General features: G+C 37.5%; 11 protein-coding genes. 2 read left to right on the top strand and 9 right to left on the bottom strand.

Translation table 11 applies throughout. From position 1 onward, the window contains the following. Positions 1-509: 509 nt before the first annotated feature. The 4 genes from K5Q29_RS07495 to K5Q29_RS07510 are packed head-to-tail and all read right to left on the bottom strand — an operon-like array spanning position 510 to position 2,576. Positions 510-797: a DUF1905 domain-containing protein gene (locus K5Q29_RS07495; protein ID WP_105139178.1), complete on the bottom strand. Its 288-nt coding sequence runs from the start codon at positions 795-797 to the stop codon at positions 510-512. An 8-nt stretch (positions 798-805) separates the two neighbouring features. After that, positions 806-1,459, bottom strand: a complete 654-nt coding sequence (locus tag K5Q29_RS07500; RefSeq protein WP_105139179.1) for a DNA alkylation repair protein — start codon at positions 1,457-1,459, stop codon at positions 806-808. After that, positions 1,449-1,958 carry a GNAT family N-acetyltransferase gene (locus K5Q29_RS07505; RefSeq protein ID WP_105139180.1) on the bottom strand — a complete coding sequence of 170 codons (510 nt, stop codon included), beginning with the start codon at positions 1,956-1,958 and terminating at the stop codon, positions 1,449-1,451. The genes K5Q29_RS07500 and K5Q29_RS07505 overlap by 11 nt, the downstream gene beginning before the upstream one ends. Then, positions 1,959-2,576 (bottom strand): DUF5052 family protein, encoded by a 618-nt coding sequence (locus K5Q29_RS07510; protein WP_105139181.1) that lies wholly within the window; start codon positions 2,574-2,576, stop codon positions 1,959-1,961. Positions 2,577-2,927: 351 nt separating this feature from the next. Here K5Q29_RS07510 and K5Q29_RS07515 point away from each other — a divergent pair, with 351 nt between their 5' ends. Then, positions 2,928-3,704 carry a DUF6261 family protein gene (locus tag K5Q29_RS07515; protein ID WP_105134544.1) on the top strand — a complete coding sequence of 259 codons (777 nt, stop codon included), beginning with the start codon at positions 2,928-2,930 and terminating at the stop codon, positions 3,702-3,704. A gap of 168 nt (positions 3,705-3,872) precedes the next feature. Here the strand turns inward: K5Q29_RS07515 and K5Q29_RS07520 are convergent, their stop codons facing one another. The 5 genes from K5Q29_RS07520 to K5Q29_RS07540 form a co-directional block, all read right to left on the bottom strand. Next, positions 3,873-6,485, bottom strand: a complete 2,613-nt coding sequence (locus K5Q29_RS07520) for a toll/interleukin-1 receptor domain-containing protein (protein ID WP_105134543.1) — start codon at positions 6,483-6,485, stop codon at positions 3,873-3,875. After that, the gene (locus tag K5Q29_RS07525) at positions 6,482-7,750 is read right to left on the bottom strand and encodes a restriction endonuclease subunit S (RefSeq protein ID WP_105139182.1); all 1,269 of its coding nucleotides are present in this window, start codon (positions 7,748-7,750) and stop codon (positions 6,482-6,484) included. The genes K5Q29_RS07520 and K5Q29_RS07525 overlap by 4 nt, the downstream gene beginning before the upstream one ends. Next, a complete protein-coding gene (locus K5Q29_RS07530) occupies positions 7,743-9,356 on the bottom strand; it encodes a class I SAM-dependent DNA methyltransferase (RefSeq protein WP_105139201.1) in 1,614 nt (537 codons plus the stop codon). The genes K5Q29_RS07525 and K5Q29_RS07530 overlap by 8 nt, the downstream gene beginning before the upstream one ends. Before the next feature lie 4 nt (positions 9,357-9,360). Further along, on the bottom strand, positions 9,361-12,408 hold the full coding sequence (locus tag K5Q29_RS07535) for a DEAD/DEAH box helicase family protein (protein ID WP_105139183.1): 3,048 nt from the start codon (positions 12,406-12,408) through the stop codon (positions 9,361-9,363). Positions 12,409-12,523: 115 nt separating this feature from the next. Continuing rightward, positions 12,524-13,840: an FAD-containing oxidoreductase gene (locus K5Q29_RS07540; protein WP_221877082.1), complete on the bottom strand. Its 1,317-nt coding sequence runs from the start codon at positions 13,838-13,840 to the stop codon at positions 12,524-12,526. Between the two features lie 215 nt (positions 13,841-14,055). Here K5Q29_RS07540 and K5Q29_RS07545 point away from each other — a divergent pair, with 215 nt between their 5' ends. Beyond that, on the top strand, positions 14,056-14,865 hold the full coding sequence (locus K5Q29_RS07545) for a PrsW family glutamic-type intramembrane protease (RefSeq protein WP_105139185.1): 810 nt from the start codon (positions 14,056-14,058) through the stop codon (positions 14,863-14,865). The last annotated feature ends 13 nt before the right edge of the window (positions 14,866-14,878 follow it).

Here is a 14,878-nt window from a genome sequence, read left to right on the forward strand (position 1 = left end):
AATCTTTTTCAGGATGAAGCACAAACTGGTTTGCGGTGGAAACGATGTCGTTAATACTATCAAGTAAATGAGCTTTAATCTGATCTAGCATGACTTTTCCCCTTTTATTTTTAGTGTAACATAAAAACTAACCCACCACAAAATGTGATAGGTTAGTTAACTTAATGACATTGACCTCAAGGGTGGGCAAGGGCATCGTTTCCGATGAGAATAGAAGGTTCACACAACTATTCAAGGTCCGCTCCTGCGTTTCAATTTAATGAAGACCTCCCTAGCGTCGAAGGGAGTGGGAAAGAACTCAACCAGTCAACCAAGAGTTCGTCTTCCCACCCCCGCACAGTTGATTAGGTCAGATTTGGAGTGAAAACCACGAACAAATCTGCCAATCAACCACTGCGCTGAGATGTTGACACGAACTCTTAGGAGCGTGCTGAACCTTAATCACCACCCACTACTCGGCTCATCGCATGAATCTATTCTACCATAATCTCAAGGATTTGCAAGCCTGATTACTCCATTCGTTCTTGAATGGTTACTTGTACTCTATCACCAGCCTGTTTTCCAATAGTCGCTCGAATAGCCTTTTGAACGCCAATAATGTAACAGATATTGCCTGCTTCATCCTTAACTCCCATATTGACAATGGAGCCATCATAGGGATGACCATCAAATCTGGCATGTACCTTTACCCTCCCCTTGCCAAACTCTTCTCGTATATCATAGGGAAAGATGACATAGGCTCCACCCTTGTCTGATACCGGATGGATACGGGCTTCAAATTCATAGACTTTAGACATGGCTCCTCCTAGATATACTTACTAGCCTCACGGATGGACAAGCCTGCCATTTGAGAACAATATTTGTCAAGGAAAGTCCGCACCCAGTCAGGATTGGTCTTAGAATAATCCCGCAAACTCCAGCCGATTGCCTTATTGATAAAAAATTCAGTCTGATTGAGATTATTGATCAGGATTTGTTCCAACAGTTCCGTATCCGTCTTTTCTTTTTGCAATAACTGGTGGTCAATGGCAATCCGTCTCAACCAGAAATCATCATCCAGACTCCATTCCAAGATTGTCTGCTTTGCCTCTGGATTGTCCAAAACAATCTTACCGACTAGTTTATCTAATCCATCAATACTATCCCACCAAGACTTACTTTGAGCCAGTTTTTTCAAACGGGGTAAATCAGCTATAACCAAGTCTTTTTTCTTGGTGACCAGGTAATCAATGGCGATATATTGAAATTCACGATAGGGCTTAGACCAGCAAGCCTCAACAAATTCCCAGTCAATTCCCTGAGCCTTAAAATCTTTGAAAAATTGCCTAGCAACTTTCCGTCGATCAGGTGTCCGAACACCTAAGAAATCAAAGTGATTCTTCATATAGGCTTTCATAGGCTGGGCCTGACTGGCATCCGCCACAGCCAACAAGCGTTTTTCTAATTCTTCAATTTTCATTTTGCTTACCTACAAGAGATTTTTGAAGCCAGACAATATCATGCCATGTATCAAATTTATAACCAACTTTTTTAAAATGCGCCACCTGTTCATATCCCCTTTTTTCATGGAGTGCTATAGAGGCTGGGTTTGGTAGGGCGATACAGGCTAAGAAATTTTTAAAACCACGCGCGGTCAGTTCCCTTTCCAAAGCATTGTAGAGAAGAGTTCCAATTCCTTTTCCACGTGCTTCTTGCTTGATATATACAGATAATTCCACCGTCCAATCGTAAGCCGCACGGGCATAGTAGGTTGAAGCATAGGCATAACCAACAAGAGCGCCCTCTTCAACTGCGACCAGATAGGGAAACTTCTCCAAGGTCTTTTCAATTCGACTCGCAAAGGCTTCGACAGTCGGCACTTCTGTTTCAAAGGTAATAGCGGTCTTTTCTACATAAGGAGCATAAATTGCCACAAGGTCTGTAGCATCCTCTATCCTTGCGGAACGAATGTCTATCATCTAGTTCTCCAATAATTCTCTATCATAAATTGTATAATCACAACGGTAGATAATTAACCGTTTGCCATCAATCAAGAGTTCAGAAGTCTTAGGTGCATCAGATGCATAAAGAGATACTTTATCACCTACATAAGTAGCAAGCGGGGTTCCGTTTTGCGAACGAATCAAAACCACCTTTGCCTTACCTGTAAAATCATTTTTGAGACTAGATACCATACGGTTAACAAGCGGAATTGCACGATCGTAATTTGCAATATCTACTGTGGTCTGATATTTCGCATACAAGTCTTCCAAACCTTCTTCTGCTGCAATCAATGATGAGCCTACGTGGTCAATTTCGTAATTCCCAAGTGTCACCTTCAAGACAGACGAATCCGCATTTGAATAGCCTTCGGCATCCACCGAGTCAAATTCCTGATTCCGCGAAATCGATAGGGACTTACCAGACATTTCATCTATCAATTGAGAATTTTCATCGTATGTCCGTAACGTCATCTCCAAACCAATCCATTCTTCCTTGGTATTTTTCCACCAGTTAGAAATTGACTGACAGGCAGACAAGGTGACTAGGCTGGTGGCTAATACAGCACCAAGTGCTAACTTTTTATTCCATTTCATATAAAACCTCCAATAGTTGATACTTTATTGTACCACGGAATTGCCTAAACAAAGAAAAATGTGTGCAAGGTATTCAATAAACAAACTGAGATCATATCATTTCAATTTGAAAACAAGCCAAACCAATGATTTTATTTCAAAAACAATTTTTAAATATGCAAATCAAACTGATTTGCTACTTTTAAACATTTATATCATTGTATTTCGATGTAATTTTTAAAAAATAAAATTGTATTATAGGAAAACCGTATGATTTGACAAGTTTTTAAAAAATTTTTTTCTATTTCATATTTTTCTCCTACATATTTACGAATAAATAGATGACCACAAAAAAGATAGTGAGGAACACAAATGAAAATCAGAATCCCTTTATATACACAACGATTGAATCAAGCAGAATTTACACAACTCATCACTAGTAGTGTAGATACCTTGAAACAGTATCGTTCATCTACCAATGATTCTATGGTAACTGACCTCATCAATCAGTTAGAAGAATCCTTGCCCATGTTGAAAAAAAGTATAAAACAAAAACGTGGTTCAGACATGACTAGCGACCTAAACAAGGCCGTAAAGAATCGGAAGGCCGACTACTCTGCCTTTGTCAATGGATTAAAACTCTTTAAAAATACGCGAACACCAGAGAAATTACAAGCCTATCACCGCCTGCAAGAACTCATCAAATTATACAAATATACACGGTCTAGCAACATGCAAGAATCGTCTGCTTTGATCGATTCCCTGCTAGCTCGACTGGCAAAGTCGCCCTACTCAGAAGATGTTAGCCTACTGCTGTTGGATGAAGCTGTTGCAAATCTTCGAGAAAGTCATGAAAGTGCTTATCGTATCTATCTAAATAGAAGTCAAGACACCAGCACGCGTGAAAAGATAAACAGCCTTGAAGTCCGAAAAGCAGCTCTCAAACACTACACTCTACTCTATAGCCACTTGGTCAATAAAATAAGTTATGACCCAACAGCCCCTGAAAAAGTTATCTTGCAAGTCCTAAATGATATTCGCCAAGATTTTTCAGAACGGACTCGACAGAAAAATCAAACAGGAACTAATTCCGCTACCATAAACATTGTAACAACCTTACCGCAAGGAAAAGAGTTGGAGGCAAGATAGAAAATTCCCCCTAGTCGAAATGATTAGGGGGATTAAGTATTACTTCTCAAAAGGACCATTCATTATATCATTTTATTCATGTTTATCATTTCTAACAATTTTATTTCTTCTACACATTTTGATTTAATTGTCAAAACTTGAATTAATAAATGAAACCTATCAATGAGTTTAATCGTTTAATATTTTATCAACTAATTCTTTCTTATTCAATTGGCTAGAAATAGAATCGCTTATTCTATCTCCAGACCTTGCTGATAAAAGCCTGTACAACTGCTGCCTCTTTGAATTAGTCATGCTTTGAAATGAAATATATTCATAAATCAATAGTTCTAAATTCGATTTTACGATATTAGATAATTCTTTAGATTTTAATTTCGAACTTATTTCATTATAATTTAAATAGTGCATATACCTCATTTCAATGCCTTTTTCAATTAAATAAACTAAAGGCGATTCTTTATCATTAAATAATTCTTTGAAAATTGGTAGAACCTTACTTGAACCAATACTATCAATGGTTTTATTGACTAAAATTGCAATAATACTAAAAATAATCCTTATTAAAAATTTTTTGAGTTTATTTACAAATTCAGATTGAAAAACCTCTTCTCCAATTTCTCTTTCTAAAACAGCATTTAATTCTGAGAATAATTTATCAAATTCAATTTGCTCTACTAAATTACAAAACTCCTTTATCAATCGAAAGTTTGAATTTACAGTTGCTAAAATTAACTCTTCTAACTGATCACGAGATATTGTGCCGTACCTATTTTTTATTATTTCACCAGAAACCTCTGCCGTTTGTATCATTAACCTAATTGGATTATAATCAATTTCATCAGTTGAGTCACCATCTTCTTCGACATTTGATAATTCTTTTTCAATCTCTATACTATCTTTAAATTCAAGTTTTTTACGAATATTTTTTGTTGGTGAATCTGGTTGAGGAAATTTTAAATAGATATTTTCTTCAAGTTGTTGATTAAACTTTTGAATTTCTGACCGAGAAAGGGTTGCTTCAGATAAATCTTTATTGAAAGAATTTAAATTTTTTGTAAGTGTTTGAATAAATGATTCTGAATAATCAAAATGTGCAATAAATATGCATATTTGACTATTTTCATACAAATCAAGCCTGTCCATCAATTCTTTCAATTCAGTTTCACAATTTGAAAGATTTTGTGCAAAATACATACCTAAAAAATAATAGTATATATATGGATAAGAGAATTTATATACCCCAAAAGAATCTTTTTCTAAAATTTTTGAAAAAATTAGATTATTCAAATACACCTCATTACTCTCAGGTAAATAGTATTTAGACTTATAAATATCTAAAAATTTATTTAGGTCTTCAAATTGTAAATCATTACTTTTAAAATTTTTAAAATAATAAAATGATAATTCTGATAATATCTTTAAGTATGTGGATATCTCTTGTTCTGTGAGACCAATTTTATAGAAACTAAAAGTAATTAATACATTGTAAAAATGACCAAATGACGTAAGTTTTTTTAAATCAAAATTATTTTTTAAACTTGCTCCTAAAATTGTTAAAAGAAAAATTGGATAAGCAGGAATAATTTTTTTATTAATTGCATTTTGAGCACCGATAGTTGTGTCTAATTCATTATTTTTTGTTTCTATCCAATTTGTAATATCATTCACATTATGATTTACAATACTTTCATGTTTTGAAATATTTGAAACTAATTCATATCTCTTTGATGATTTGAATTGCATAATAGAATATACATTCTTTTTATTTATTTGATCATTAAATTGTATGTAGAAAATTTCATCAATAAAATATATTGCCTGATTAAACTCAGTATCCTCAATTATTAGTTCAATTTGTTTACTGTGTAATAAATGAAAATCATCCACAATGATAACCACACGATTTTTATTCTCTTCAAAATTTAGGTTTAGATACTGTATTGCAGCAATTTTTTTTATTTTATTTTTCCATTTTCCTTTGAAGTTTTCAGGTTTCAAATAAATTGGGAAGTAACCATTTTCAAATAAATCAAAGAAATATTTATAAGCCAATGTAGTTTTGCCTGATTGTTTCTCACCTGTAATGAATAACTTTTCATTAATAAAAAGTTTTTCATGTATTAAATTTTCAGAATCAATAAAACTTTTCTGAGCATTTTTCTTCAAATCTGGATATACAAAAATATCACTCATATTGATTGCTGGCATTAAATTCTGTATCAAACCCAGTTTTCCCAACTCTAATTTAAAATCAGGAGCGATCTCAACAATTTCAATTTTTGATTCTATTTGAGAATCTTGTAAAATATCATTCAAACTTCTCAATAGTTGCTTAAAAGTTGCATTTTCTTCAATACAAGTAATTCTCTCGTAAGTAGTTTCCTCTAGGAATCCTCTAAAATCTTTATATTCTAACCCTTGTAATTGCAAAGGAATAATATTTTCAACAGGTTTATTCAATTCTCCTAAGTTTAGTATTAAAGTTTTATTGGTATATTTCTTTTCAATAATATAATCTACTTCAAATTTAACACCTTTTCCTGGTACGAGAGAATTCAAAAAATATTTCTCATTGCAACAACAAATAATCGCAACAGATTCATCTAATTCTCTTTGCATAAAATCAGATAATGTGCCTCTTTTATGATATGTACCTTTATCCCAGATTACAGTAAAATCCCTATCTTCTAAACAATCTTTTAATACACGAATAAATTGATCAAGTTTTGCATCTTTTTCTTCGTTAACATCCCATGCATGTGAAATAAAAATTTTGTTCATTTAACACCTCTACATTTCTCCTCCACCTTCACCTGTCCATTCATGAGCATTGGCAAGAGCCAATCACGCAGTTGGGTCAGTTCTTGGTTTTGTTTTAAATTATTTGTTATTTGTAAAAAATAAGTATTGACTATGGTGAAAAAATTTTCAACAACTCGGTCATCAGGAAGAGTCATCAGTAAGTTTCTTATCAGTTCCTGAGATAAATTGTCCCTAGCTGATCCGCTACTTAATGTTACGAGATGTAAATATAAATCCTCAATAAAAAATTTAAAATAGTACTTGAGTCTACTATCATCTAAAGTAACTGCACAAATCGCTTGATTTGTTGAAGATTCAAATGTTAAAAAACTTACTTTACCAGCAGTTGCACCATACATTGCAATCAGAATAGAATTTGCTGGGAATAATTTAGCACTAGAATTTTCTAAACCTCTCTCTGTTATATAATTAGTTGTAGAGATGATGATAGATTTATTTAGCTCTCCGCTATTTATCCAAGGAATTTTTCCATTAGAATAATATTCATTAATAGTGGATTTTGGTGTACCTCCTGAACCAGTTTTGGCTACCTCAGATACTCTTTTCACTCCCCACCCTTCAGGTATTTCTCGTTTGAGTTGGTCATTGTAGACCATTTTACCACCAGAGGACTTGTAGGGATTTCCATTTTCATCAGGGAAATCAAACTGCACAAACCAATAATCATAAAGGGTCTTAGCCATCGCCTCCAACTCTTCGTTAATTTGGTTATTCAGAGCGATTTTTTGGTCGATATTCTTTAGAATACAGATTATACTTTCATAATTTTCAATAGGAGATAAAATAGGAAAGGCTCTCAAAGTTTGTAAGGGAAGAAATTTCTGTACCGCTCCATTTAGAAATTTTTTTATAAAACTTTGTGCATAAGGACTTTGTAAATAGTAATATAACCAATAAGCTTCTTTCTCTGTTTTACTAGAAAATACCCCAAGATTTTTTATTGAGTAGTCTATTTCCTCATTTTTCCTCTGTTCTATATAAACATTTCCTACACTACCAATCATACTAAATAGAACATCGAACTGACTAACTTTACTCCGCTTATTTATTGCTAAATAATCTTCTTGAGATATTAGATAAGCACTATTTAAATCTAATTTATTGCCGATTATATTCTTTGAAGTAACCAATTTATAGCCATACTCAGAAGGCTTTGGGGTATCATGAGTGCCATCAAAAACTTCCCTACAATAATTATTAGCTGTTATAAATTTCTCACTCATACCTCACCCTCCTCATCTGCTTCTCTATTTCCTTTTCCAATTCATGGGATTGGTCAAAGAGGCTGGCTAGGCGGTCTTGGAAGCCTTGCATTTTTTCTTCAAACTCTTCTGGGCTGATATCGACGTAGTCAATCTTGATGTCAAAGTACTGGCCGGCACTGAGGGAGTAGTTCTTGTCCTTAATCTCCTCATAGCTGACCTTGACAGAGAAGTCTTCGACAACTTCTTTCTTAATAAAGGTCTCAATGATTTGCACTTCTTCTTCTGGACTGAGGACGGTCTTTTGGTTCTTGCCTTCCTTGACCTTGGTGCCAAGATTAGAAGCGTCAATCAAGACCACATCGTCCTTATTCTTCTTATCAATAAAGAGAATGGACACATTGGTTCCAGTGGTCGCAAAGATATTGGACGGCATGGACACAACGCCTGCCAACATCTTCTCATCGACAAGGTACTGACGGATTTTCTTATCAATACCTGACTGGGCGGTGATAAATCCCGTCGGCAAGACAATAGCAGCCTGTCCATCTTCCTTCAAACTATAGATAATATGCTGGATAAAGAGTTGGTAAATAGCCATACTCTCTTTCTTCTTGTTGGGAATCTTTGGAACGCCTGCAAAGAAGCGTTCACTACTATTAGGAAGGCTTTCTACTTGATCCCGCCACTCTGAAAAGTCCAACTTGAAGGGAGGATTGGATACGATATAGTCCATTTTCTCCACATGACGATTGTTGAGGATGGTATTTCCCTGCACGATATTGTGAACAGAATGCTGCAAGCCGTTGAGAATCAAGTTGAGACGTAAGAGATTCGAAGACTTCTGAGAAATGTCCTGACTGTAAACGCTGGCTCGGTCCGTTCCAATCTGGCTAGCCAAGTTCATCAAAAGAGTGCCTGAACCTGCAGATGGATCATAGATTTTGACGTTGCTTGGTTGGTCATTTCCCACCAAAATCGCCGCGATGATTTTGGCAACAGAGTGGGGAGTGTAGTATTCCGCATATTTTCCACTATCCTTGTTGTAGTCCTTAATGATGTACTCAAACAAGGTAGAGAAGAAGTCAAAGCCCTGTGAAAAGATCTGCTGGTCAAACTTAACACGCACCAGAAGGTTGAGGATTGAAGCTGCGACTTCATTTCGCTTACTGGCATCGGAAATGGTATCTGTAATCAAGCGTTGATCAAAGAGTCGAATATCCGTTCCTCCATCTGTATGGACGGAGAAGATAGCATTGTTGTCAATGGCGATCTGATTGAGCGTTTGTTCAAAAATCTCAGCAAAGTCTGCTTGGTTCTGCTGGCGGTGCAGACTTTCAATCAGCTGTTCTGGTTTTAGATGTGCCGTCTTTGTGCCAATATCATCTAAAAACCATTCATAATCTTCCTCAGACAAGTTTGAAAGACCTTGATAATCATAGGATTCGTCAATGATCAGAGCTTCGTAGAGAAATTTATCATTCAAAAACTTGTAAAGGAAGGACTGGGTCAAGAGTTTATACCCCCCTGCTTCCCCCCATAATCCTGCATTGGTTAATACTGCATTGAGTTCATCTACCAAGCCTTTTACTTGGCTTTGTACCTGTACGATATAATTGTCTTCCATTTGGTTAGTATTCTCCTTCATAGACTTCCAATAGAGAATGAATCAACTTATCATAATCGACACGTTTGAGTTGCTTCCCTACTTCTGTTTTCTTCATTTCTTCACGGGCTAGGCGTCTGATTTCTTTCACTAAAAAGGCTTCATTTTCAAGGATGCCATGGTTAAGACCGATTTGATAGTCAATCAGGGGCTTGGCACCTTTAAGAACCTGGTAGATAGCAGGGTATTCACTTACTTTTGTTGATTGGGTGGTTCGTTTAAAGGCACGCGCCGTCATGGCATCACCACCAAATGTCATGGTCAAACGGTTCATATCTGCCTTATATCGATGAAAGTCATCAAAGACGGATTGAAATTCAGATTTGATTTTCATCATATCAGCCAAACTCTGTCCCTGTTCTAGTTGCTTCATATACTTGTTTAGAACACGTTGAAATTCTTCATACAAGCTAATCCACTCCGGATCTTTTTCATCTCGACTTCCTTGCAAGCCTGTTGCCACTCTGCGACGAATATCATCTAGATCATTGGCAGCAAGGCGCAATTCCTCTTCCTTGATTTTGACAAAGTTAAAACTAGTTTCTGACATAGCTAGATTTAACAACTGTTTGCTGGAAAAACTATCCGGCCTATCGATCAAACTCAAGTTGATTAGCCGATTGGACAGTATATTCAAGAGGCGAGCTATTTCTTTAATATCGACCTGCTCGATCAAATCTTGGTAACCATGTAGGCGAGCCATGTTGTAATACTGACGCATGGACTCCAGCGACTTTCTAAGGGCAATCAATTCTTTTCGATCTGTTATGGCATAAATTGTTTTATGGAAATCTTCCCAGTTTTCTGTTGGGTAGTTCATCAAGACCTTTTGAGAACTTGCGAGTTGGTCTTTAACTTCCTCTGGTGATATAAAGATAGCCCCAAATGGATTGTCCCCGTCTTCTTCCGTTAGGGCTGACTGGTATTCCCGATTGAGTTCTTCCAGATAGGCCTTGTTGGTCTTGTCAAATTCTTTTGAAATATCCGCAAAATCAATGACATAACCAAAAACATAGTCCTTATAAGGTCGATTGACACGGGTTAGGGTCTGCAAAAGGTTATGGGCCTTGATTTTCCGTCCTAGATAGAGACGTTTCAAGCGAGGAGCATCAAAGCCTGTCAAAAGCATGGAATACACTATAACAAAGTCTGTCTGACCTTTCTTAAACTTATCTACTTCATCTTTCTTGTACTCCTTATCTCCTGCATCATGCAGAATCAAGGTTGAGGTAAAACTGGTTTGACCAGCTAGTCGCCGTTCTTCTAGCTGCTTGTGCACTTCTCGTGCTTGTTCGGATGAATCACAGACAATCATCCCTCCAATTGACTGGTCGTCAAACAGTATGTTTCGTGCTCTTGTAAAATCCTCTACAATAAAGTCCAGCATTGGAGAGACATAGCGTGGATGAGCAAAGATTTCTTTCTTATCAATCGAGCCTTTTTGAATATCTTCATGAACAGCCCTTAGGTTTTCCTTATAGGAAGTGTCAATATCTTCTCTCATCAATCGGAGGGTAAAGCCATCCGCAATGGATTGATTATAGTAGTATTTATGGATATAGTCACCAAAAATTTCTCGAGTAGTTCTGGCGGTTTCCTTGGTTTTACCGTCAGCCTTTGTCGCGATCAAGGGGGTGCCTGTCAAGGCTATTTTGACAGCTTCTTTATCTGCATTGTACAGATTTGGTAGATAAGAACCTTTCTCGTTGTAAGAGCGATGGGCCTCGTCGATAAAGTAGATATTCTGTCGATTTAAGTCATAGCCAGAACGATCTGTAAGATCAGAAGACTCTTTAAATTTTTGGATATTGACCACGGAAACCTGGTGCTGATCTTGAATCTGATTTAACTCACTCGGTTTGTTAATGCGTTTGACTTTGAGTCCACGCTTGCTAAATTCTTTAAAAGCCTGATCTGCCAAATCTAGACGATCCACTACAAAGTAGAACTGAGGAACGATCCCTTTTTGGGCATAATAGTCACGCAAATAGCGGATATTGAAAAAGGCTAGTGCAGTTTTTCCGGAACCTTGGGTATGCCAGATAACCCCTTTTTTCATTCCAGCTTCCAAGCTTCGCTCGATCGCTTTAGTTGCAAAGTATTGCGGATAACGCATGGCGTGTTTTTGTAGTTGAATCTGGTCATGATCATCTCGTTCTTCCACATAGACCAGGCCATAGCGGAGCATGAAAAAGAACCGTTCTTTCTGATAGAGGGAGGTTAAAAAGGAATTACATGGACTTGTTGGGTCCAAATTGGTTTGAAACTCAACCTGGGACTTGAGAGAAAAACGCTTGGCGTCTATGAGAACAAAATCAATGGTCGCTTCATCTAGTGGATTCAGATTGGATAATTGAAGATCTTCCTCTTCTTTGAAAGAGTTGAACTTGGTTCCAGATGATGCATTTGTACAATAATAAGAACCTTGTAACTGCTGTCCTTGGCTATCATCATAGGGAAGATTGTCTGAAAAGGCAATGAGCTGTGTGATATTGTTAAACCGTCTGAATTTTTTATTCTCAAAGCGGAACTTGGTGCGTTCTTTTTCAGACTGAATCCCAGTTTTGCCATCTCGAATGGCATCAGGTTGTTTGACCTCGATATAGCTGAGTGGTAGACCATTGATAAAAACGGTAATATCAGGTCGGAACTCATCCTCACCGTTCTGACAAGTGACTTCCAAGGCGATATGGAAAGTATTGGCTTCTATATTCTCCCAATTGATATAGATATAGTCAGAGTCAGCTTGAATGCGGTTGAAAAAACTCCGTCCCAAATCATCTTGCTCCAATTCCAAGCAGATATTCTCAAATTCCCGTTCAAAGTCAGCCTCACTAGCATAATTATTAAACTTTAGAAATTGGTCCTTAAAAATCGAAACAAGGATATTGGTTGATTGGTCTCTGTTTACAATGGCTTCACTTGTGCTAGAAAGGTAACTGTATCCATGTCTGATTAAATGTAGGGCAGCTGGTAGCTGAACTCTGGTTAGTTCATTATGTTCCTTGCTCATTTTCTACATACTCCTCCCGTATTCTCGGTATATATTATACCATATTTGCAAGGGCTTTCCGACAAAAAAACCGCCCTTTCGGACGGTCATTCAGCACCTAAAATTGGTCTATCCATTAAAAATTAAAAACATCATTCAAATTCTCAGCCATAGTCGGATGGGTGAAAATCTGTGTTTTGAAGTAGGTATAAGGAATCTTATTGTCAATCGCCATAGCAATCAAGTTAATCAGCTCCTCTGAATTGCGACCAAAGAGAGTCGCCCCCAGAACAAGCTTCGTTTCCTTATCCACGATAACCTTGAAAATACCTTTGAGGTCATTATTGACATGGGCACGTGGCATATTGGCAACAGGCAGTTCATTGGCAATGTAGTCGTAACCTGCTTCCTTGGCTTCCTTCTCGGTCAGACCGACACGAGAAAGCACAGGCGTGATAAAGACACTGGTCGGAATAGACTTACGTTGGCTCAAGCTATAAGTTCCAGTCCCAGTCAACTTGCCGAAGACGATACGGAAGTCGTCTAGGGATGTGTAAGTGAATTGTGGACCGCCATTGACATCGCCCGCTGCATAGACACCTGGAACTGTCGTTTCGCAGTAGTCATCCACCCTAACAGCACCATTTTCCAAAAGCTCAATCGCCGTATTTTCCAAGCCCAAGTCGGCGGTGTTTGGTACACGACCTGTCGCATAAAGGACAGCGTCAAAGACCGCCGTTTCGCCATTAACCGTCACAGCAACTTGCTCGCCCGTAGCTGCTACTTGCTCGATTTTCGCACCCAAGACGAAGGTCACGCCAGCTTCTTCCATATACTCCTTGGCTAACTTAGCCACCACTTCCTCTTCTCTTGGTAAAATAGCAGAGCTAGCTTCATATACCGTCACCTGACTACCGAGTTTGCTGTAGAGTCCAGCAAATTCCAGACCGATGTTCCCTCCGCCGATAATAGCCAACTTATCAGGACGAGTTTCCAAGTTCTGAATACCTGTACTATCATACACGTGAGCTGTATCCAACAAACCTGGAATTGGTAGCACGCGCGACTTAGCACCTGTATTAATGACAATCGTTTCCGCAGTCAGTTGGAGGGATTCCTCACCAGCTGACACTTCCACAACCTTATCCGCCACAAAACGCGCATGTCCTTGGAACAAACTAGCACCACTGCCTTTTAAGACTGCTTCGTTTTTGTTCTGCAAGCGAGTAGTGACGGTCTCTTTTTGTTCCATGACCTGCTCGAAAGTCCAGTTTTTATCTGCTGCTACCAAGAGGGTCTTGGTTGGAATACAGCCAATATTGATACAAGTCCCGCCAAACATAGCAGGATTTTCCTCTACTAAGGCAACCTTCTTCCCAGCCGCAGAAAGCTTACCTGCCAAGGTCTTTCCTGCCTTGCCAAAACCAATGACTACTAAATCATATTGTTCCATAAAATACTCCTTTCATTTTTTCAACATTAGTCTATCAAAAAAGAAAATTTTTGGCACAATTCTGCTACGGCCTATTATGGAGGCCTAGTTACAAGAAAAAACATTACAATAACTGAGAAGGCTTAGATAAAAAATAGGCGGATTATAGACAAAACGTACTCATTTTTGATACAATGTATCTATACACTAGTTTATTAATACAGAAAGGTAAAACTATGAAAGAAAAATTTCAAACGTGTAGAACCTATATTCCAATCATCTTAGCAACGATTGGATTTGTCAACGGTTGCAAAATTATCTTTGGAGAATTCGGTAAGCCAAATGGTATGGAGGCTAAATATCCTCTCTTTCTCCTCACAATTTCCTTGGTCGCTATTTACATCATCCCCCTACTAATACTGACATATTCCTTAGCTAAACGCTATAACATTTCTAAACAAGTTATAGGTCTTAGCTGGCTTTTAGGCTTAACAAGTAGCATCTCTTTTTCTGAACTGGGGCATACAGCTATCGGATATTTCCTGCTCGAAATTGTTAAAGCTAGTAATAATTTCCTAAATGACTGGGGCGCAGCTATTTCAGGTCCATTGGCAGAAGAAATCGGTAAAGGGCTGACTGTTCTACTTGTACTGCTTATTTGTAGAAAAATGACACTAAAAAATGCATTGGTGAGCGGAGTGATTGTTGGATTAGGTTTCCAAATCGTGGAAGACATCACCTTTGTTTTTAGAGACATGTTCATGAATAAGTTAGACGGCTTTGAAACCATTCTTGAACGTGTTGGTCAAGCTGGTTGGGCCCATTGGGTTTTCACGCTTCTCTTTGCTATTGGTTTAGTAGCCCTTCTCACGAAAAATACAGGCATATCAAAAGCACAGGGAGTATTTTGGATTGGTGCAAGCTTTGGAATTCACTTCCTCTTTAATTCACCATTCAACACTGGTATCTTCCAGACGGTATTTCCTATGTTGAGTATTTTCCTTGGCTTACTTGCCTATCAAACGGTTGAGAAACTATCTGAATAGACAAAAAATCCGC

Source organism: Streptococcus sp. 2018037 (assembly GCF_019754195.1).
Lineage (GTDB): Bacteria > Bacillota > Bacilli > Lactobacillales > Streptococcaceae > Streptococcus > Streptococcus hashimotonensis.